Origin of the sequence: Saliphagus infecundisoli, from assembly GCF_020177375.1 — an archaeon.
GTDB classification, from domain to species: domain Archaea; phylum Halobacteriota; class Halobacteria; order Halobacteriales; family Natrialbaceae; genus Saliphagus; species Saliphagus infecundisoli.
This window is the reverse complement of the sequence record NZ_JAIWHV010000001.1, coordinates 212,559-232,947: the sequence shown is the minus strand read 5'-3', so window position 1 is coordinate 232,947 and position 20,389 is coordinate 212,559. Positions and strand designations below refer to the sequence as shown.

The following is a 20,389-nucleotide window of genomic DNA, read 5'->3' as shown; positions in this document are numbered from 1 at the left end:
GGAGGGACGTGCCGGAGCCTAAAAGGCGTGCGTGCTTATCGGGCGTCGCCGTCCTCGATCTCGATCTCGGTCCACTCCTCGCCGTCGGCGCGCTCGTGGCCCATGAGCTCGCCGACCGCGGCTTCGGTCTCGGCGTTTACGTCCCCCACGAGGCGGAGGGCGCCGTCGGCCTCGCGGGCGAGCCGCCGGAGGCGATGGTCCGTCGGGAGTTCGTCGAGGCTGTGGACGCCCTCCGGATGGAGGTACTGGATCGGGTGCTCGTTGGGGGCTTCCTGGAGGTCGACGTCGATCGACCACAGCAGGGGCAGGAGCTGGATCGCGTACCCCTGGGGCTTGGGCGCTTTCCGTCCGGCGGCGGTGAGCGTCGCGCTGATCGCGGTCGACTCCGCGTCGGTGTCGTAGGAGACGCCGGGCAGTCCGGGAACGGTGATCTTCATGCCTCCATCGAGGTACGCGGGGCGGATGGCTCCATCCCCGGCACACGCACCGCCGTTTTAGGGACTCAGAACTCCGCGAACTTGTCCCGCCGGTAGAGGTCGATCTCGCTGGCCGACGACCGCTCCTGGGAGAGCGCGAAGGCGATCGCCTCGGCGATCTCCTCGGGTTCGGTGACCTCGCCGGGCTCGAACCGTTCGGCAAAGGACTCGCCGTCGCCCCCGCCGAACTCCGAGCGGACCTCCGAGGGGTTGACGACGGTGACGCCGATCCCCTCCTCGCCCACCTGGCCCGCGACGCTGTGGGCGAACCCGCGGACCCACCACTTCGTCGCCGCATACACCGGGTTTCCGGGGCGGGGATAGTGGCCCGCGAAGCTCCCGACGAACAGGAGGTGGCCGCCCGACTCCCGGACGTGGGGGATCGCCGCCCGGGTCGCATAGAAGACGCCGTCGACGTTGACCGCCTGCATCGTCGCGAAGTCGTCGGTGTCCATCGACTCGACGTCGTCGCCCAGCCCGAGGCCGGCATTGTTCACCAGCCCGTAGAGCTCGCCGAACTCCGAGACCGTCGCCTCGATCAGCGCCTCGACGGCGTCCTCCTCGGTGACGTCGGTCGGAGCGACGAGCGTTTCCGTGTCGTACTCGGCCTCGACGTCGTCGGCGATTTCCTCGAGCGTCTCCCCAGATCTCGCCGCCAACACGACGTTCGCGCCGGCCTCTGCGAGCGCGTGGACCGTCGCCTCGCCGATGCCCGAACTCGCGCCAGTGACGACGACCGCCCTCCCTGCCAGACTGTCGAATGCCATACGGTCCGTTCGGGGGGAGGCCCCTTCCGTATTTCCGTCGGGTCAGTATTTCGGTACGTCGGAGAGTTCGGCGGACGTCGCCGCGTACTCGAGGCCGTACGCCGCCGCGTGCGGTTGCCGTTTTCCGTCGATCACCGCTCGTGGCCGACGATCGACCGGAAGCCGCCGTAGGCCATGCGCTCGGAGTCGAAGGGCATCTCCTCGTCGAAGGCGTCCGGATCCATCGCGGGATCGTCCATCACCTTCGCGTTGACCTCGTCGCGGTGCTCCCGGGACTCGAAGACGATAAAGGAGAACACGACCGCGTCGTCCTCGTCGGTGTCGGCGAGCTCCGGAAAGGTCCGGACCGCCATCCCGCCCATGTCGGGCTCCATGTCGTCTCCGACCCCTTCGAAGTACTCGAGCGCGCCGTGGTCGATCCACAGCTCCCCGGCCTCGCTCGCCATGTCGCGGTAGGCGTCCAGTTTCTCCTTGGGCACCGCGAGAACGAACCCGTCTACGTATCGTTCCATGACCTGCAGACGGACGACGCGACGGGAGATAACCGTTTTTCACACCTCCCGATAGCTGTCCCGCCGCGACCTATCGCAGGCTCGTACGGTCCGTCCAACGGTCGATCGGCGAAACCGCGACCGTTCACGGAGTCGCCGGCGCCGATGCGGCGTCCGTACGAGTAGGCGTCGTCGACGGTCCCCCGGCGGGGGCGGCGACGGCTTCCCCGACGCGATGGGGCGGCGGTTCTCCGCCAGTTCGAGCGCCGCATCGCGGGCGTGATCGAGGTCCTCACGAGCTAGTCGTCCTCGGGGTCGGGCGCACGCGTCGGTTCGCGTTCCGGATCACCCCCGGTCGCCGGTTCGGGATCGGGGCCCGATCCCGCGTCCGGGAGCTCGAGGGGCCCTGCGGGATCGACCGCCGTGCGTTCCGGGATCGTCGTCGGTGCTGGCGGTCTGCGTGCGACCAGTTGTTGAAACCGGGTGAGGTCCCGGGGTTGGCGCGTTTCGATCTCCTCGTACTCGACGACGATCCGATCGCCCTCGGGGAAGATCCGGAAGTAGTTCAGCCGGAACGAGGGATAGTAGAGCCCGGGCAGCCGGGAGAACCACGTTTCGACGTGCTGGAGCTTCTTCAGCCAGGTGCCGGTGTTGACGACGACGCGGTCGCCCCACTTCGTGAGCGACGCGCGGTGGGTGTGGCCGTAGACGAAGACGGCCACGTCGGGGTGGGACTCGAAGACGTCCCTGGCCGCGTTCAGGAACGGCCGATCGCCCTGGCCGACCCGCACCCCCGACAGCATGACGCCGAAGCGCCCGAGGGTTCGTCGCAGGTCCCGCCTGAAAAACCAGAACGGGATCGCGAGCACGAGCAACATGCCGATGACGACGACGTTGATGGCGATGATGAGTTCGAGGAGATAATCGGCGGCACCGAGAGCTCGGATGAGGGGGTTGTCGGTGAACACGTGCGGCGGGAGGAGACCGATCGTCTCGAGGACGGTACCGAACAGGTAGAGGATCGTGATGTTGAAAAAGAGCAACAGGGGGACGACGATCGCTCGCAACAGCGGGCTCATCTCGCGGTAGAAGTAGTTCGAGACCAGCCAGCGCGGGATCTCCTCCATCGGCGCGACCGACTGGATGTCCCGGAGCCAGTCGCCTCTAGCGTGCTCGGAGTAGCGCCCTGCGGCGGCGACGACCCGCTGGACGACGAAGTAGCCAACTGGCAGTGCGTCTGGGTTGCCCCAGTCGGGCATGCGGTTGTTCGCGTCGTGTTGCTGGCCGTGCTCGATCCAGACCGTTCCGTCGGCGACCTCCCTGGTAATGGCGACCTCGGGCTCGAGGGTCAGGTTGTACTCCGCGAGCCGATCCACGTAGGAGGGGTAACACGCGAGGTCGTAGTCGTGGTTGCCCGGGATCAGCGTGATGTCGATCTCCTCGCCGGTCGCCCGGAACTGCTCGAAGACGCGCGGGTGGTCCTCGATCACCCGCTCGAGCGTGTCGGTGCCCGTCGCCTCGGCGTACTCCCAGAGGCCGAAGGCGTCGCCGTTGATGATCAACTCGACGTCGCCGCCATCCTCCTTCAGATCCTCGAGAAACGAGACGAGTTCGTCCTCGAAGTCGAGCGTGGTGAGTTGCTCGTCGCCGCCCATGTGAAGGTCGCTGATGAAGACGTACTCGGTAGCCATTCGGATCGTGGTTCGACGTCCTACCAGCGCCGACGGGATAGTGGTTTGCCCGTCGTCGCTCCGGTTCACAGTGGGTGTCAGCCCGGTCCGAACGACTGCGAGCGTTCAGTAGTCGGCTTCGATCGGTCTCGGGCAGACGTGTTCCCGCCTGCCGAAGTGGGAAACGACGCTCACGGCGTCCGAGAACGGATGGGTCGAGAACCGGCCGGTTTCAGTACGCCTCGAGGTCGTAGAGCTCGCCGTACTTCGCCTTCGCGTACGCGAGGAAGTCGTCGGCGGAGTACGCCTTGCCGGTCGCCCGTTCGATCAGTTCGGGGGTCGTGTAACGCTTGCCGTGGGCGTGGATCTCCTCGCGGAGCCAGCCGTTCAGCTCGTCGAACTCGCCCTCGCGGACCCGGGAGTCGACGTCGCCGACCGCGTCGGTGGCGGCGTCGTACAGTTGAGCGGCCAGCACCGATCCCAGCGAGTAGGTCGGGAAGTAGCCGAAGGAGCCGTGAGACCAGTGGATGTCCTGAAGACAGCCCTCGGCGTCGGTTTCGGGGCGAACGCCGAGGTATTCCTCGTACTTGTCGTTCCAGACCTCCGGGACCTCCTCGACGTCCAGATCGCCCGCGATGAGGTCGCGTTCGATCTCGAAGCGGATCACGATGTGGAGGTGGTAGGTGAGTTCGTCGGCCTCGACCCGGATGAGGTTGTCGTCGTACACCTGGTTCGCCGACTCGTAGGCCTCCCGGGGGGTGGCCTCGACCTCGGGAAACCGCTCGCGGACCTGCGGGAGAAACCGCTCCCAGAACGCCTCCGAGCGTCCGACGTGGTTCTCCCAGAGCCGAGACTGGGACTCGTGGACCGTCAGGTCGCGAGCCTCGCCCAGCGGGGTGCCGTAGCCCTCGTCGGGCAGCCCGAGGGTGTAGTTGGCGTGGCCGAACTCGTGGATCGTCGAGGTGATCGATCCCAAGAGGTCCTCCTCGTCGAACCGGGTCGTCACGCGGGCGTCGAACTGCGTCCCCGAGGAGAAGGGGTGGGGGGCGGTGTCGATCCGGCCCCGGTCCCAGTCGTAGCCCAGCGTGTCGAGGGCGTCGCGGGCGAGTTCCTCCTGGGTGTCGTCGTCGAACTCCCCCGAGAACGCGTCGGTCTCGATCTCGGTATCCGAATCGTCGATCGCGGAGATCAGCGGGACCAGCTCCTCGCGCAGGCGAGTCAGGACTCGCTCTGCGGTCTCGAGATCAAGATACGGTTCGTAGTCGGCGAAGAGGACGGCGTAGGGGTCGGCGTCGGGGTCGATGTGCTCGGCGTACTCGCGTTTGAGCGAGACGAGTTTCTCGAGGGTCGGCGCGAACGTCGAGAACTCGTCCTCCTCGCGGGCCTCCATCCAGACGGGATGGGCGTTCGAGGTCGTCTCCGAGATCTCGGTGACGAGTTCCTCGGGGACCGTCGTCGCCCGATCGTACTCCCGGCGGGTCTCGCGGACGACCGCCTCGCGGTCGCCGTCGAGGTCCTCGCCCTCGAGTTCGTCGAGATAGTCGCCGGTTTCCTCGGCAGTGAGCAGTTCGTGACTGATCGACGAGAGCGTCGAGAGCTGTTTGGCCCGTGCGGGCGTGCCGCCCTCGGGCATCATCACCTCCTGGTCCCACCGGAGGATTCCGGCGGCGTTGCCGACGTTGCTGATGCGCTCGACGCGTTCCTCGAACTGCTCGTAGGTGTCCTCTCCCGTCTCGGAGGGCTGATCGCTCGCCATGGCGGACGAACGAGGGCCGGTCCCATCAACGCCGGGGTTCCGGCCAGGGAGGTCAGCCGTGGGCCGGCCACGACTCGACGGTCCCGCGATAGATCCGGTAACACCGCTCGAGGGCCTGGATGGAAACGCTCTCCTCGCGCGTGTGGGCCTCGCCGGGTTCGGAGGGACCACAGATCACGCACTCGGTCCCCGCCCGCGAGAGCCAGCCCGCGTCGGTCGCATGGGGTTTGGTCGCGAGTTCGGGAGGGGCCGACTGGGCCTCGGCGGCGGCCGCGAGGACCCGCTCGGCGAACGTCTCGTCGGTGCACTCCATCGGCGGGAGGTCCTGTTCGACCGCCCACTCGATTCCCGGTAACCGTTCCAGACCGTCGAGGTCGGCGCGCTCGCCGGGCACCGTCCGCTCGTCGACCGTCAGCGTACACCGCTCGGGAACGACGTTCATCGCCGAGCCACCCTCGATCTCGGTGACGACGACGCTTCCGGAGAGCCGGCCGCCGGCGACCGAGACCGGAGGAACGTCGAGTTCCCGGATCGCGTCGATCGCCGCCGTCGCCCGGTAGATCGCGTTCTCGCCGGCCTCGGGCTCGCTGGCGTGGGCGGCGGTCCCGCGGGCGGTGACGGTGCTCCCCCGCCGGCCCCGGTGGGCGACGACGACGTCGGTGACGTCCGGCCCCGAGTAGTTCGTCGAGCCCTCGCCGACGACGGCGTAGTCGGGGAGGAAGCCGTCGTCGATCGCGTACCGGGCGCCGACGCCGCCGGTCTCCTCCCCGACGAAGCTCGCGAAGACGAGCTCGATTCCTGGAGGGAGCTCCGCCTCCCGGAAGGTGACCAGCTGCGCCGCGAGCGCGCCCTTCATGTCCGCCGCGCCCCGGCCGTGGATCCGGCCCTCCCGGCGCTCGACGCGGTAGCTGCCGTCCTCGGCGAGCTGGGGCCCCTCGGGCGGGACGACGTCGTGGTGGCCGACGAGCGCGACCGAGACCCCTTCATCGTCACCTCGCCGGGCGATCACGTTCCCGATCCCGTCGCGGCGGACCGCCGCTTCCGTCTCGTCGGCGAGCCACGCCTCGATGCGGTCGCCGGCGGCGGTCTCGTCGTCGTGGCTCGCGATCCCGACGAGGGCCTCGGTCAGTTCGGCGATCGTCGTTGCCATGGCACCGGCTTTCGAGGCCAGGACCGTGAGTGTAGCGGGTCCGGCGGAGCCACGGCTGGAGAGGAAGTACAGGGGGCGGCGGCCAACCGACCCCGTGATGTCAGAGGCACACGATCGAGCGGGTTCGGCGGCCGGCCGAACCGGGGTCGTCGTGCTGCCAGTTTCTGGTACCACTCGGTACGGTCTTACCTTACCCACTGCACTCCCGTTCAGGAGGTGATCGTTTTCGACCTCGAGAACACCCCCTGAAACGGATACGGGACGACCAACACGGCCGATGGAGGGGTCGAATCCACCGGATACGCCGCCTTCGACGGATCATGACCGGAAAGCATACGTTCGTCGGTCGAATGGGTTCGGCCGATGGGATACGAGTGGGGAACCGACCTGTTCTCGTCGCCACACCGGTTCGACGTGTTGGGGTCGCTCCACGAGGAACCGACGGACACGCGGGGGCTGACCGAGGAGTTGTCGGCCTCGCGGGTGACCGTCCAGCGCCACCTCAACGCGTGTGGCGAACTCGGCTGGGTCGAGAAGGTGGACGGACGCTACGAGCTAACCGCCGTCGGCGACCTGGTCTACCTGTCGGCGAAGCGGTTTCTCGACCGGCTCTCGGCCCTCGAGCGCCACGGTCCGGTCGTCGGGACGTTCGCCGACCGGGATCCCGCGTTCGACCCGCTGTTGCTGGAGGAGGCGACGGTGACCGTCGCCACCCCGACGAACCCCCACGCGCCGATCAGCCACTACCGGACGGCGATGACCGACTCCGAGACGTCGTCGGTCCGCGGGATCTCGCCGATCGTCAGCGACCTCTTCATCGAGGTCCACGGACGGCTCCTGGCCGACGGCGTCGAGACCGAGCTGATCATGCCCCGGCCGGTCCTAGAGCGGGTACCCGAACCCGAGGAGCCCCCGCCGGGGGCGTTCACCCTCCGGACGCTCGAGGACTCCGTCGACTTCGGGCTGACGCTGACCGACGACACCGCGCTCGTCGGCCGCTACGAGGACGGGACGTTCGCCGCCTGCGTCGAGAACGACACGCCCGCCTTCCGGGAGTGGGTCAAGGACGTCTACGAGCGCTACCGCGAGCGCTCGACGGTCGTCGCCCGCGACTGATAAACTATCGTGAACGTTCCGTAGCCTTATATCCCGAGAAGGGAAAGGGGAGGCCATGTGCGACGAGCGAGGACGTTTTCGAGGGCCGGCGGAGCCCTACGACCGGCCCCACGGGACGGATCGATGAGCCGGCCCCTTCCCGCGCCGACGGTCGTCGTCGGCGTCGGCGACTCCGTGCGCTCGCCGGAGCTCCGGGACGCGCTCCTCGAGGGACGGGCCACGGAGATTCGATCCCTCGAGCCGGCGGCGGCGGTCGATGCCGCCCGCGATCCAGAGGTAGGGTGTCTGCTGGCCGACCGGCTTCCGGAAACGACCGGCACCGACCTCTGTCGGGAGGTCCGCGCCCGCGACGCCGCGTTCCCGGTCGTCTTCTACGCCGACGACTCCGAGGGAGTCCCCCGGAAACTCCTCAACGCGGGCGCGGACGGCTACTACACCCCCGCCGATCCCCTCGAAACCGTGCGCCACGCCGTGGACGATTGCCTCGAGACGTACGGACGGCGACTGGAGGCCCGCGTCGAACGCGCCGCGCTCACGGCGCTGCTCGAGGGCCCGGAGCCGAACGTCTACGTCAAGGACGGGAAGGGGCGATACCTCCATGCCACCCCCACCCCCAGGATCGTCGATCCCGAGGACGCGATCGGCCGGACGGACCTCGACCTCTACGGGGAGACGAACCCGGAGATGGCACGCCGGACCACGGCGGACGACCGCCGGGTCGTCGAGACCGGAGCGTCGATCCGGGGCCAGGACGAACGCTACGACCACGACTCGACCGCCCACACCGTCCGGACGACGAAGATCCCCTGGAGCGACGGCGGGCGGGAGGGACTCGTCGGCGTCTCCGTCGACGTCACCGACCTCAAACGAAGCGAGCGGGAACTCGAGGAGCTCCGGGAGCGCTTCGAGACGTTCGCCCGAAACGTCCGCCACGACCTCCGCAACCCCCTGCAGGTCGCCGCCGGCCACCTCGAACTCGCCGAGGAGACCGGCGACGAGGACCACCTCGACCGGGTTCGGGCGGCACTCAGTCGGATCGACGAGATGATCGAGGACCTCGAGACGGTCGCGAACGGCTCGACCGGCGGTTCCGACGGCGGGGCCGGGTCGCTCGCCGACGTCGTCGAGGACGTCTGGAGCGTCTACCCCGGGGAGGCGACCCTGGAGAACCGGCTCCCCGCGGCGACGAACACGCCCGTCGACGAGGAGACGATCCGGCCGGCCCTCGAGAACCTCTTTACGAACGCCGTGGAACACGGTTCCACGAGCCACCGCTCGCAGATTCGCGATGACGCCGTGGAACACGGTCCGACGAGCAATCGCTCGCAGGCTCGCGATGACGCCGTCGCCAACAGTGGCGAGGACGTGACCGTCCGGATCGGAGCCCTCGACGACGGGTTCTACGTCGAGGATACGGGCCGGGGAATCCCCGAGTCCGAGCGCGAAACCGTCCTTGAGCCGGGGTACACCACCGACCCGGAGGGGACCGGCGTGGGGCTCGGCCTCGTCTCCGACATCTGTGACGCCCAGGGATGGAAAATGGCGGTCGGCGAGAGCGCCGAGGGCGGCGCCCGCTTTTCGTTTCGGAACTGTCCGCTCGTGTCGGCACCGACCGCCGATGAGCGCACGGACGTCGGGCGCGGCGACCGCCTCGATCTCGAGTCCGACGTCGAGATCGGCGACCTCGAGGCCGGCGGGACCGTCGCGTTCGACCCGGGCGCAAACCGGTGGACGGTCGCCGCCGACGGCGACGACGTCCGGGACGACCTGAACGACCTCCAGTTCGTCTACGCGACCGCCGACGGCGACGTCACCGTCCGGGCCCGGCTCGTCGCCCTCGAGGGCGTCGATCCGTGTAGCAAGGCGGGCGTGATGATCCGGAGCGGGCGCGATGGGGCCTCGACGTACGGCTACGTCGGCGATACCCCGGAGTTCGGCACGGAGCTACTGTGGCGGACCCGCCCGGGTGAGGCGGGCGTCAGCCACCAGCTCGAGGGGATCGGAGCCGAATGGCTCCGGGCCGACCTCCTCGGCGAGCGCCTGACCTGTTTCGTCTCTCCCGGCGGCGACCGGTGGACCCCGGTCGACCAGCGCCCGATCGAGCGAACCGGGCCGGTCCACGCCGGGATCGTCGTCTGTAGCGCCGTCCCCGGTCGTCGCTGCGAGGCGGTCTTCGAGGACGCCACGGTCGCCTCCCTCGACCGAGCGTCCGGCGACTGAACTCCTTTGTCGGCCTGCTGCCGGGGGCAGGCGGCCGAACCCGTCACCTGCGTTCCGCAGCCTTATACCCGCGAGGGCCGAATCCGCCGGCATGAACGTCGTACCGGACACGAGCGTGGTCATCGACGGCCGCGTCTCGGCCGCGATCGAGGGCGAAGAGGACGTGGAGGTGACGTTCGAGGGAGCGACAGTCTCGGTGCCGGAGGCGGTCGTCGCCGAACTCGAGGCCCAGGCCAACGACGGCCTCGAGAGCGGCTGGGACGGCCTCTCGGAGCTCCAGACGCTGGCCGACCTCGCCGAGGGCAGACGGATCGACCTGGAGTACGTCGGCGACCGCCCCGACGCGATCGAGCGGGGCCACGCCGCCGAGGGCGAGATCGACGCGCTGATCCGCGACCTCGCCGAGGAGCTCAAGGCCACCTTCGTCACGAGTGACATCGTCCAGGCCGAAGTGGCAGAAGCGAAGGGCCTGGAGGTCGCCTACATCTCGCCGAAGTCCCGCGAGGTCGGCACCCTTGCCCTCGAGGAGTTCTTCGACGACGAGACGATGAGCGTCCACCTGAAGACCGATACCCGCCCGATGGCAAAGCGGGGCGCACTCGACGAGATGCGCTACGAGGCCATCGCCGACGACCCGCTCTCCGAGGAGGAGATGGACGAGTACGCCCGCGAGGTCGTCGACGGCGCCAAGGAGGCAAGCGGCGGCTTCGTCGAGCTCTCGGAACCCGGCATGAAGATCGTCCAGTTCCGGGACTACCGGATCGCGATCGCCAGACCGCCCTTTTCCGACGGCATCGAGATCACCGCGGTCAAGCCGATCGCACAGACCGACATCGAGGACTACGAACACGCAGAGGAACTCAAGGACCGACTCGGCGAGCACCAGCGGGGCGTGCTCATCTCGGGGGCGCCCGGCGCGGGCAAGTCTACGTTCGCCCAGGCGGTCGCCAGGTACCTGAACGACGAGGAGTACGCGGTCAAGACGATGGAGAAGCCCCGCGACCTCCAGGTCGGCCCGGAGATCACCCAGTACACCGAGTTGGGCGGCGAGATGGCGAAGACGGCCGACGCCCTGTTGATGGTCCGGCCCGACTACACCATCTACGACGAGGTCCGCAAGACCGACGACTTCGAGGTCTTCGCGGACATGCGCCTCGCCGGGGTAGGGATGATCGGCGTCGTCCACGCCACCCGGGCGATCGACGCCCTCCAGCGCCTCGTGGGACGGGTCGAACTGGGGATGATCCCCCAGGTCGTCGACACGGTCGTCTACATCGAGGCCGGCGAGGTCGCGAAGGTGTACGACGTCACGACCGAGGTGAAGGTGCCCGCGGGGCTCACCGAGGAGGACTTAGCCCGGCCGGTGATCCTCGTCTCGGAGTTCGAAAGCGGCGAGCCCGAGTACGAGATCTACACCTTCAACCGCCAGGTCGTCACCGTCCCTCTCGACGACGAGGACGGTGGGCCCGGAACCGAGTCGGGCGTCGATCGCCTCGCGAAAGGCGAGATCGAACGCGAGATCCGCTCGGTCGCCAGAGGCTACGTCGACGTCCAGCTCTCGGGCCAGGACCGAGCGGTCGTCTACGTCGACGACGACGACATCTCGACGGTGATCGGGAAAGGCGGCGGCCGGATCACCGACATCGAGAACAGGCTGGGGATCGACATCGACGTCCGGACCCACGACGAGAACCCCCACTCCGGCGGGGCTGCTTCAGACGGCTCAAGCGGATCGGGCGCCGCCGGCGGCGGGAGCGCCGGACAGCCCGAGGGCCGGATCACCACCCCCGAGATCACCTCCAGACACGTCGTCGTCCCCGTCGAGGGCAACCAGGGTGAGACCGTCGAGATCCGTGCCGGCGGCGACTACCTGTTTACCGCGACGGTGAGCCGCGGGGGAGAGATCCAGGTGTCGCGGGGGAGTGCGATCGCCGAGGAGTTAGAGGACGCGATCGACCGCCAGGAGCCGATCACGGTCGTGCCGTCGTAACCGGTCGGCCCTGAAATCCCTTAGCGTGTGTCGTCCTCCCGGTAGAGTTCCGTATTGCGCCACCAGAACAGACCCCAGGCGAGGAGAAAGCCCGCGAGCATCGCGATCACGTCGGTCGCGAGCCGCGGGATCCCGACGTCGATCAGCGCGGCGATGGCGAAGCCGGCGCCGAGCAGGGCCCCCAGAAGGGTAAAGACGGCGTCGCCGACGATCTTCGGCCGCGAGTTGGTCCAGTAGGCCTGGCGCTCGTCGTCGTGCCAGAGCCCGACGTAGATGAGCACGGGCGCCATCAGCGCGATCGTGGTGACGACGTCGTAGGACTGGGGGAGGCCGATCGGCCGGAACAGCGCGACGTTCGCGAGCGACGCCGTGATCGCGGCGGCAAAGAGCGCGGCGAGCAGCCAGCCCCAGCGGGGCAGGGTGTCCTTGTCCATACACGAACTCCCCGAGTGCCGGAAAATAACTGTGGTGCTACTGGCCGCCCGCACAGCAGGCGTCCTCGCGCTTCTCGTCGGCGCCGTAGCCGTCGGCTGCGACCGGCTCGTCGATCCGATAGAGGCTCTGTCGGGCGTCCGCGAAGTAGATGTCCTCGTCGACGATCCCGATCCCCTCGAGGCGTTCGAGAGCGTAGCGGACCGTTCGCGCCGACAGCATCGATTCCTCGACGATCTGTTTCTGGGTCAGGGGCCCGTCGTACTCGAGCACCTTGAAAACGAGTTTGGCGCTCGGCGGCAGGTCCGTCATGTCCTCCCCGTCGGTGTCGGCCATCGTTGCGAATCGAAACGTCCCAGCAGTATAAAAGTTGAGTCTACCTGGGTCGGGGATCAGAGCTGTTCCCAGGCGTCGTCGTCGTCGGGATCGGGCAGCGAGTCGTCGTCGGAAGCCGGGTCGGTCCCGCCCGGAACGGACGCGGAGCCGTCGCCCTCGAGGGCCGGGCTCCCGCCGTCCATTTCCGGGGGTCTCGCGGTCTTCCCTCCGGCGTCGTCGGGCATCGGCGGGCGCTCCCCGCTTTGCAGGTCGAAGTCGGGCCAGGCGGTCTCCTCCCAGAGGCCCCGCTCGCTGTAGTAGTAGACGACGTCGTCGCTGACGACCGCGAACAGCTCCCGGTCGCGGTCGTGGACCACCCGCTCGTTGGTGTCGATCGCAACGTCGACGACGTCCTCTAAGGTGTCCAGTGCGACGTGGTGGTCGCCGATCCACATCGGGATCGTCCCGTGGGAGATCCACTCGGCGTGTCGGCGCTCGTGGAGCCGGCGCCGGGCGACGTCGGGGTCGACCGTTCCTCGCCGGGCGACGACGGCCGCGACGCCGAACGCCGCGAGCGCGAGCAGGCCGAATCCCGCGACGAGCGTGCTCCGGGGCTCGGTGGTCTCCGCTCCGGCCGCCCGGTCGTGGCTCACCGACTCCGACATCGATTCCTCGAACCAGTAGGCCTCCTCGTCCATCGCGAGGGGCGTGGAGAGTTCGTAGCCGCCGTCGAGGTCGCCCGAGTACCGGACGTCGACGACGACCGAGAGCGCGACCGTCCCGACGTCGCCGAGGTCCGCTTCGATCGCCTCGCGGCGGTCGGCGACCGACTCGACGTCGATCTCGGTGCTCGAGGTCGCGACGCCGCCCTCGGCGGTCACCGTTTCGTTCAGCACCTCCTCACCGTCCTCCCAGAAGACGGTCTCGTCGCGGACCGCCTCGTAGCAGATCGAAACGACGTGATCGACCGTCACCTCGCTGTCCTCGGGAACGGTCGTCCGGGGTTCGACGGCGACGACGGGGGTGTCGTTGCGGGTGTAGAGGGGGTTGTCCCGGAGTTCCGTTCCCGACTCCCAGAGGCCGTCCCGGACGACCTCGGCGCTCGTGGCGACCTCGGTCTCGACGCGATCCTCGGCGACCCCGGCGGGCGCGGTCGTCGTCTGTGGGTTCGCGGCCGCCCAGCCGGTCGCGACTAGCGCGAGGACGCCGACGGCGACCGCGGCGATCGCGATCGCTCGCCCGTGTCTGGCGACCAGGAGATCGATCCGCGGGTTGTCGATCACGTGTCCTCCCTCCCGAATCGGGGGAGTCGGTCCCCCGAACCAGTATACTCAATTACAGACATTCACGAGATATAATACTAGTGTTTCGCCGACGGCGCTTCAGCGCCACTTCCGGAGTTTGCGCTCGAGGCGGCGCCTGGCGGGGACGTTCCCGCCGGGCCGGCGAAATCGGAGATCACCCGATCCCAGGAGCGCGACCATCGTCACGACGACGACGGCGACGACGACGGCGTCGACGGCGGCGATCGCGACGAGCGGGTGGACGCCGTGGAGCGCGGCGAGGACCGACGGCGGGAGGACGAGCAGGTAGCGGTACTCGCCGACGTGGCGGACGTACTCGCCTTCCTCCTCAGGCGCGGTCAGCGTGACCGTCGTCTCGGCCTCCCCCCGGGCGCCGACGGTCAGGCGGTCGGGCTCGGAGGCGATCCCGAGGCTCTGCGGTTCGACGATGGCGACGGTCGGAACGAAGCCCGCGTTGTCGACGGTCCGGGCCAGCTCGCCGGACTCGCCGGGTGCGAGCACCTGGGGATCGTCGGTCGGCTCGGTCGTGCTCACGACCTCGTACTCGTAGACCCCCGCGGGGACGACCATCGCGACCGTCGCGACGGCGACGAAAACGACGAGGACGGCTGCGATCGCGACCCGGACCGCGAGCACGTTCTCCCGGGCCGTCGAACGGCCGACGTCCCGGCCGGAACCAAAGAGGGCGCCGAGGCCGACCAGAACGACCCCGAGACCGACCAGCACCGCCCCGCCGCCCTCGCCGTCGGGCGTCGTCGTGAAGCCGAGCGTCGAGGCGACGGCGGCGTATCCGGTCTCGAGGACCGACCCGATCCCCATGACCGCGGTCCCGAGGTGGGGGATCGTCACGACGGTGTCCCCGACCTGGAGGGCGCTCGCGACGATCTGTCCCTCAGTAACGGGCGGCTCCCCGCCGTCCTGATCGGTGAAGGGGTTGGCGTCGCCCTGGGTGACGTACCCTCCCTCGGCCTCGCCGACGATCCGGTGGGTCGTTAGCCCGCCGTCGTGGAGTTCGGTCGCCTCGAAGGTGACGACGTCTCCGGGTTCGGGCTCGCCCGTCACCGCCGCCGGGATCGCGACGAAGCCGTCGCCGGCGTCAATCGTCGGCTCCATGCTCCCCGTCGTGACGTATCCAAGGAGTATCGGCTGGCCCAGCACCTGCCCGACGACCAGCGAGAGGAGAACGATCGCGAAAACGATCGTGAACAGTTTTCCGAGGAGGCTTCCGCCGCTCATCGCCGTCCCCGGTGCTCCCCGTCCGGCACTCTCCGCCCGGCGATCGGCCGCGACGATTCGTCTCCTCTCAGTCCGTCCATCCGTCTGCTCCGGCGATGGCTACCGTGTCAGGTCGGATGAACGTTTCGGCCGCTATCACGGGAGCACGGGCCAGAGATCCCGGCGACGGCGGACGAGCCCGGCGACCGAGAGGAGCCCGACGGCGATCGGAACGGCGACCAGCGCGGTCAACCGATCCGTGAAGATCCGGCTGCCGACGGCGTAGGTCGGTGCCGTGGACTCGCCCTCGACGTAGACCGTGAACGTCCCGCCCTCGGGGTCGGCGTCGGCCGTCTCGACGATCACCCCCACCGGGACGGTCTCGCCGGCCTCGAGCCGGAGGGGTTCCTCCGGTGCGATGGCTTGCCCATCCCGATGGAAGGCGACGCCCTCGACGTCGGTCTCGAGGCGGATCGCTCCCGCTTCCCGGGCGGTGATCGTGAAGACGCTGTCGAACCTCGAGGTCGCGTCCCTGTTCACACTAGCGAGTTCGACGACGAGTTCGTCCCCTGAGAGTCCGGCGTGGTCGGAGGTGGGCTCGAGGGCGACGGCTCTCGACCGACCCTCGTCGGGCGCTCCCGAAACGATCGCTCCCGTCGGCACCGCCAGACCGAGCACGATGAAGGTGGTGCCCGTCACGACGGCGAGCAGGGCCAGGAAACGAGTGTTTCGGGACATTGGATGTATTATCCGATCGATCTTGCGGTCGGTTCACCGACGAAGGAAGTCGGTGACGGGAGGCTCAGTTGCTCTGGGCCTGGGCGTTGAACGTGATGTCCTGGTCGCTCGGCTCGGAGTTGTCGACCAGATCGATCTCGATGTCGAAGTTCGCGCTGTTTCCGCCGGACGGTATATCCACGCCGTTCGCGAGATCCGTTCCGTTCGCATCCGTAAACGTGATCGCGGCCGGGACGTTCGAGGCCGAGAGCGACACGTCGTCGCTCCCGTTGTTGGTGACGGTCAGCGCGCCCTCGAAGGTCGTCACTGCGTCCTGGTTGATGTCCTGGAACGTGAGGGCGACTACCCCGTCACCAGTGTCGTCGATCCCGTTGTAGCTGTCGTCGACGTCGAACTGGAGGAGTGCGCTCCCGTCGCCCGCCGTGGTGACGCTCACCGATCGATCCGCTTCCACCTGGCTGAACGCGCCCGACGCGAGGGCGCCGCCGCCGGCAACGACCGTCATACCGATTCCCGCGAGCACGTTCCGTCTGTTCATCCTCATGGTGTATCCCCTCCTTGGGACCCACTCCCCTTTGTATTGAGTCGCCAGAACGTCGTCTGGCCGGGCCAGAGCCGTTTCAAGCCGGCCTTTCTCCGACAACTGTTGCCGAAACGGTGCCGGAACGGTCGCTAGACTTATACCTCTCCCGTCTGATTTTCACGAAAAGTGAGGAGTCGATGGCGCTGACAGAAGGGAAGGAGAAGGGTGAAAACGAATCGGCCCCGGGCCCGGAGTCCGAAACGGACGACCGGCCGACCCGCGGCGAGATCTTCGACCTGCTCAGCAACCACCGCCGGCGGTACGCGATCCACTACTGCAAACAGCAGGACGACCCCGTGGAACTCGGCGACCTCGCCGAGCACGTCGCGGCCTGGGAACTCGACAAGGAGGTCGCGGAACTCACTTCCGCCGAGCGAAAGCGGGTCTACACCTCCCTCCAGCAGACCCACCTGCCGACCCTCGAACGCGCGAACATGGTCGAGTTCGACGACCGGACGATCGCACTCACCGACTCCGCCGCCGACCTCGACGTCTATCTCGACATCGTTCCCGGCGACTCGATCCCCTGGGGCGTCTACTACCTCGGACTCTCGGCGGTCGCGGGCGCCGTGATCGCCGGCCTCTGGCTCGAGGTCGTCCCCACCGAGACCGTTCCGACCCTCGGCTGGGCGACGCTGCTCGTCGCGCTCTTCGGGATATCGGCGGCCGTCCACACCGTCGAGAACCGCCGGAGCCGGCTCGGAGCCGGCGATCGGCCGCCGTAGTCCGACGTTCGAACGGGAAAACCGAGCGACTACGGCCAGTCGATCGTCTCGTTCGAGCCCGATTCGATCGTGACCGTCCCCGAGTCGACCGTGACCCCGCTGGGTCGTTCGACGGCGACGGTCACCTCGTAGGTCGAGCCGACGGTGCCGTCCCTCGTGTGGGTCACGGTATCGCTCGACCCCTCGCCGTAGATCGTCTCGTCGGCCCAGTGTCCGCCCGGATCGGCGTCGGTGTCGAACTCGACGCGGACCGACCCGAACCGGTCGGGATCGGCGACGGCGGTCTGGTACTCGACTGCCAGCGTCGTCCCGTGCTGGGGGCTGCTGTCGTCCTCGACGGCGAACCACTCGAGCTCGGGGTCGTCCGCGCCGCCGATCCCGTCGTCGTCGTCGCTCTCCTCGCCGGCGACCCGTTCGGTGCTTCGGGTGAGCACTACCCCGTTCGAGTCGTAGACCCGGAACGTGAACGTGTAGGTGTGGCCCTCGGCGCCGCCGTCGTGGCCGCTCGAGGGATAGGAGAGCACGCCCTCGGGGCTCTCGCGGACGAACGACTCGCCCGCGATCCAGCCGACGCTCGCGTTCTCGACGTCCAGTTCGAGGCGGTCGAAGTCGGCCACCGATTCGACGTCGTACTCGATGGTGAACGCGGCGTTGGTGTTCTTCGTCTCGTCGATAATCTTCCGCTTGAGGGTCGGCTCGCCGGGCTCCTCGCCCGCCTCGACGTCCGCCCGCCGTTCCATCGTGGCGTGAAAGGAGTCGTCGCCGGTCGCCTCGATATCGAACGGGAGTGCCTTCTCACCGGTATCGATGCCCCGGGCGACTGAAACTGAAAACGTGTGCTCGTCGTCGGGCCCGATCGTCGCCGCCGGCTCTCCGACCTCGCCGTCCTCGGGGTCGGCAAGCGTCACCGTGACCGAGAGCTCCCGGCCCGCGTTGTTCGTGATCGTCGCCAGTTCCTGGTCGTCCTCCCCGGCGACGACGGACGCGACCGCGACCCCGACCAACGCCTCGTCGTCGCCGGCAGAGTCGATGCTCGCCTCCCGGGTCGCAGTGCTCTGTGAGAACGCGCCCGAGCGGGCCACGAGTCCGGCCCCACCGACGGCGACCACTCCGCCGCCGAGAAGGGCCCGGCGGGAAAGGGCTCCCCCGCCCCCGCGCGACCGCGACCGGGATCTCCGCACCATTGTACGACTAATTGAACGTTCACGGCCATAAAGGGGACGGTCGCGTTCCGTCGGCGCGGGAGGGCTCGCCAGCGAACCCGAACGGCTTTTGAACGCCCGGGTCGGACTCACGGACATGGCGACCGAATCGCTCAGCGACCGACGCGAGCACGTCCGCTCGATCGGCGTGACGTCGTTCGCGGCTCTGCTCGGCATCGGGGCGGCGATCGCCTCCTCGATCATCACGGGCGACGCCGCGCCGGCGACGGCCGCGACCGACACCCGGGCGCTCCTGATCGTCGTCGGGACGATCGTCCTCCAGTTCCCGCTGATCCAGGCGCTCGGAATCTACGGCGACGATGAGTTCGGGGTCAAACACTACCTCTTCATCACCCTGATGACCTTCTCGCTGTGGTTCATCACGTGGGGAATCCTGCTCACGACGGAGTACACGGGCTGATGGCCGACGACAGCATCGCCGTCGTCGATCTCGACCGGTGTCAGCCCGACCGGTGTAACTACGAGTGCAAGAACTTCTGTCCGCCGAATCGAACGGGCAAGGAGTGTATCACCCTCCGGGGCGAGGAGACGGCGGAGGGCCAACCCGACCAGATCCGGATCAGCGAGGAGATCTGTCTGGGCGAGACCTGCGGGATCTGCGTCGAGAAGTGTCCCTTCGACGCCATCGAGATCCTCAATCTCCCCCAGGAACTCGACGACCAGCCGGCCCACCGCTACGGCGAGAACGCCTTCGCGCTCTACGGGCTTCCCGTCCCCGAGGAGGGGAAGGTGACGGGCATTCTGGGACCCAACGGCATCGGGAAAACGACCGCCGTCCGGATCCTGGCGGGCGAACTCGAGCCCAACCTGGGCGAACACGAAGAGCCGCCGGGCTGGGACGCGGTTCTGGATGCCTATCGAGGGACCGAACTGCAGGACTACATCGAGTCGATCCGCGACGGCGAGATCACCGTCGCACGCAAACCACAGTACGTCGATCAGATCCCCGAGCAGTTCGAGGGCAACACCCGCGAGTTGCTCGAAAGGGCGGACGAACGCGGCGTCTTGGAGGAACTCGCCTCCCGGCTCTCGATCGAACCCGTACTCGACCAGGCGATCGATGACCTCTCGGGCGGCGAACTCCAGCGGGTCGCGCTCGCCGCGACCCTGGCGCGGGACACCGACTTCTACTTCTTAGACGAGATCACCCCCTACCTCGACATCGGCCAGCGGGTGATCGCCGCACGGCTGATCCGGGAACTCGCCGCCGAGGAGGACAAGTCGATGCTGGTCGTCGAACACGACCTCGCGATCCTCGACCTGCTCGCGGACACCCTCCACGTCGCCTACGGCGAACCCGGCGCCTACGGCGTGATCACCTCGCCGAAATCCGTCCGCAATGGAATCAACGAGTACCTCGGGGGCTACCTCGACAACGAGAACATGCGGATCCGCCCCGAGGCGATCGGGTTCGAGGAACACGCCCCCCGGACCGTCGAACGCGGCGACACTCTGGTCTCCTACCCCGATATCTCGAAGTCCTACGGCGACGGCGAGTTCTCCCTTACCGTCGAGGGCGGCGAGATCCACGAGAATGAGGTCCTGGGGATCGTCGGCCCGAACGGGATCGGGAAGTCCACGTTCGCCCGGTTGCTGACGGGAGAGCTGGAACCCGACGAGGGAGACGCCGACCTCGATCTGGACATCTCCTACAAACCCCAGTACGTCACGATCGACCAGCGGATGCGGGTGGACGCCTTTCTCTCCTCGATCACCGACCAGTTCGGCTCCTCGTACTGGACCACCGAGATCGCCCAACCGCTCCAGCTCGAGCGCATCATGGAGCAGAACCTCTCGGACCTCTCGGGCGGCGAGCGCCAGCGGGTCGCGATCGCGGCCTGCCTCTCGGAGTCGGCCGACCTCTACCTGCTCGACGAGCCCTCCGCCCACTTGGACGTCGAACAGCGGGTCCAGGCGACCCGCGCGATCCGGCGGTACGCAGAACAACAGGACGCGACGGTGCTGGTCATCGATCACGACATCTACATGATCGACCTGCTCGCAGACCGGCTGATGGTCTTCGAGGGCGAACCCGCCGTGGAGGGTCACGCGGGCACTCCCCAGGCGATGCGTTCGGGGATGAACGACTTCCTCGCGAACCTGGAGGTGACCTTCCGCCGGGACGAGCGGACGTCCCGACCCCGGATCAACAAGCCCGGCTCGCAACTTGACAGCCAGCAGAAACGCGAGGGCGAGTACTACTACGCGCCCTGACCGG

19 protein-coding genes are annotated in these 20,389 nt (G+C 68.2%); 6 read left to right on the top strand and 13 right to left on the bottom strand.

Translation table 11 applies throughout. The annotated features are described in order from the left end of the window. Positions 1-35: 35 nt before the first annotated feature. The 6 genes from LCF40_RS01350 to LCF40_RS01325 all read right to left on the bottom strand — a co-directional run bounded on the left by LCF40_RS01350 (position 36) and on the right by LCF40_RS01325 (position 6,310). Positions 36-437 carry a hypothetical protein gene (locus LCF40_RS01350; protein ID WP_224827072.1) on the bottom strand — a complete coding sequence of 134 codons (402 nt, stop codon included), beginning with the start codon at positions 435-437 and terminating at the stop codon, positions 36-38. A gap of 65 nt (positions 438-502) precedes the next feature. Next, positions 503-1,243: an SDR family oxidoreductase gene (locus tag LCF40_RS01345; RefSeq protein WP_114577453.1), complete on the bottom strand. Its 741-nt coding sequence runs from the start codon at positions 1,241-1,243 to the stop codon at positions 503-505. 131 nt (positions 1,244-1,374) lie between these two features. Next, complete coding sequence (locus LCF40_RS01340) at positions 1,375-1,755, bottom strand: DUF1428 domain-containing protein (protein ID WP_224827071.1); 381 nt, start codon at positions 1,753-1,755, stop codon at positions 1,375-1,377. Between the two features lie 278 nt (positions 1,756-2,033). After that, the gene (locus tag LCF40_RS01335) at positions 2,034-3,425 is read right to left on the bottom strand and encodes a metallophosphoesterase (protein ID WP_224827070.1); all 1,392 of its coding nucleotides are present in this window, start codon (positions 3,423-3,425) and stop codon (positions 2,034-2,036) included. A gap of 211 nt (positions 3,426-3,636) precedes the next feature. Then, positions 3,637-5,160: a carboxypeptidase M32 gene (locus LCF40_RS01330; RefSeq protein WP_224827069.1), complete on the bottom strand. Its 1,524-nt coding sequence runs from the start codon at positions 5,158-5,160 to the stop codon at positions 3,637-3,639. Between the two features lie 52 nt (positions 5,161-5,212). Further along, positions 5,213-6,310 (bottom strand): M20 family metallopeptidase, encoded by a 1,098-nt coding sequence (locus tag LCF40_RS01325; RefSeq protein WP_224827068.1) that lies wholly within the window; start codon positions 6,308-6,310, stop codon positions 5,213-5,215. Between the two features lie 363 nt (positions 6,311-6,673). Between LCF40_RS01325 and LCF40_RS01320 the strand changes: the two genes are divergently transcribed. From LCF40_RS01320 to LCF40_RS01310, 3 genes are all read left to right on the top strand, one after another. Continuing rightward, a complete protein-coding gene (locus LCF40_RS01320) occupies positions 6,674-7,426 on the top strand; it encodes a helix-turn-helix transcriptional regulator (RefSeq protein WP_224827067.1) in 753 nt (250 codons plus the stop codon). 123 nt (positions 7,427-7,549) lie between these two features. After that, on the top strand, positions 7,550-9,646 hold the full coding sequence (locus tag LCF40_RS01315) for an ATP-binding protein (RefSeq protein WP_224827066.1): 2,097 nt from the start codon (positions 7,550-7,552) through the stop codon (positions 9,644-9,646). A 91-nt stretch (positions 9,647-9,737) separates the two neighbouring features. Beyond that, positions 9,738-11,636, top strand: coding sequence for a PINc/VapC family ATPase (locus LCF40_RS01310; RefSeq protein WP_224827065.1), 1,899 nt, complete (start codon positions 9,738-9,740; stop codon positions 11,634-11,636). A 20-nt stretch (positions 11,637-11,656) separates the two neighbouring features. Here LCF40_RS01310 and LCF40_RS01305 read toward each other — a convergent pair whose 3' ends face one another. From LCF40_RS01305 to LCF40_RS01280, 6 genes are all read right to left on the bottom strand, one after another. Further along, positions 11,657-12,070: a hypothetical protein gene (locus LCF40_RS01305; RefSeq protein WP_224827064.1), complete on the bottom strand. Its 414-nt coding sequence runs from the start codon at positions 12,068-12,070 to the stop codon at positions 11,657-11,659. A gap of 37 nt (positions 12,071-12,107) precedes the next feature. Then, positions 12,108-12,404, bottom strand: a complete 297-nt coding sequence (locus LCF40_RS01300; protein WP_114577462.1) for a winged helix-turn-helix transcriptional regulator — start codon at positions 12,402-12,404, stop codon at positions 12,108-12,110. 56 nt (positions 12,405-12,460) lie between these two features. Continuing rightward, complete coding sequence (locus LCF40_RS01295) at positions 12,461-13,666, bottom strand: DUF5305 domain-containing protein (protein ID WP_224827063.1); 1,206 nt, start codon at positions 13,664-13,666, stop codon at positions 12,461-12,463. A 99-nt stretch (positions 13,667-13,765) separates the two neighbouring features. Next, positions 13,766-14,923 carry a S26 family signal peptidase gene (locus tag LCF40_RS01290; RefSeq protein ID WP_224827062.1) on the bottom strand — a complete coding sequence of 386 codons (1,158 nt, stop codon included), beginning with the start codon at positions 14,921-14,923 and terminating at the stop codon, positions 13,766-13,768. A 135-nt stretch (positions 14,924-15,058) separates the two neighbouring features. Next, complete coding sequence (locus tag LCF40_RS01285; protein ID WP_224827061.1) at positions 15,059-15,640, bottom strand: hypothetical protein; 582 nt, start codon at positions 15,638-15,640, stop codon at positions 15,059-15,061. A gap of 64 nt (positions 15,641-15,704) precedes the next feature. Further along, the gene (locus LCF40_RS01280; RefSeq protein ID WP_157972389.1) at positions 15,705-16,178 is read right to left on the bottom strand and encodes a hypothetical protein; all 474 of its coding nucleotides are present in this window, start codon (positions 16,176-16,178) and stop codon (positions 15,705-15,707) included. 182 nt (positions 16,179-16,360) lie between these two features. On the opposite strand from LCF40_RS01280, the gene LCF40_RS01275 reads away from it, so the two are divergent. After that, complete coding sequence (locus LCF40_RS01275) at positions 16,361-16,948, top strand: DUF7344 domain-containing protein (RefSeq protein WP_224827060.1); 588 nt, start codon at positions 16,361-16,363, stop codon at positions 16,946-16,948. Positions 16,949-16,977: 29 nt separating this feature from the next. On the opposite strand, the gene LCF40_RS01270 is transcribed toward LCF40_RS01275, so the two are convergent. Further along, the gene (locus tag LCF40_RS01270; protein ID WP_224827059.1) at positions 16,978-18,132 is read right to left on the bottom strand and encodes a hypothetical protein; all 1,155 of its coding nucleotides are present in this window, start codon (positions 18,130-18,132) and stop codon (positions 16,978-16,980) included. A gap of 115 nt (positions 18,133-18,247) precedes the next feature. Here LCF40_RS01270 and LCF40_RS01265 point away from each other — a divergent pair, with 115 nt between their 5' ends. Both LCF40_RS01265 and LCF40_RS01260 read left to right on the top strand, forming a co-directional pair. Further along, positions 18,248-18,571 carry an EMC6-like membrane protein gene (locus tag LCF40_RS01265; protein ID WP_114577468.1) on the top strand — a complete coding sequence of 108 codons (324 nt, stop codon included), beginning with the start codon at positions 18,248-18,250 and terminating at the stop codon, positions 18,569-18,571. Further along, a complete protein-coding gene (locus tag LCF40_RS01260) occupies positions 18,571-20,385 on the top strand; it encodes a ribosome biogenesis/translation initiation ATPase RLI (RefSeq protein ID WP_224827058.1) in 1,815 nt (604 codons plus the stop codon). Before LCF40_RS01265 ends, LCF40_RS01260 begins: the two co-directional genes overlap by 1 nt. Positions 20,386-20,389 lie beyond the last annotated feature (4 nt).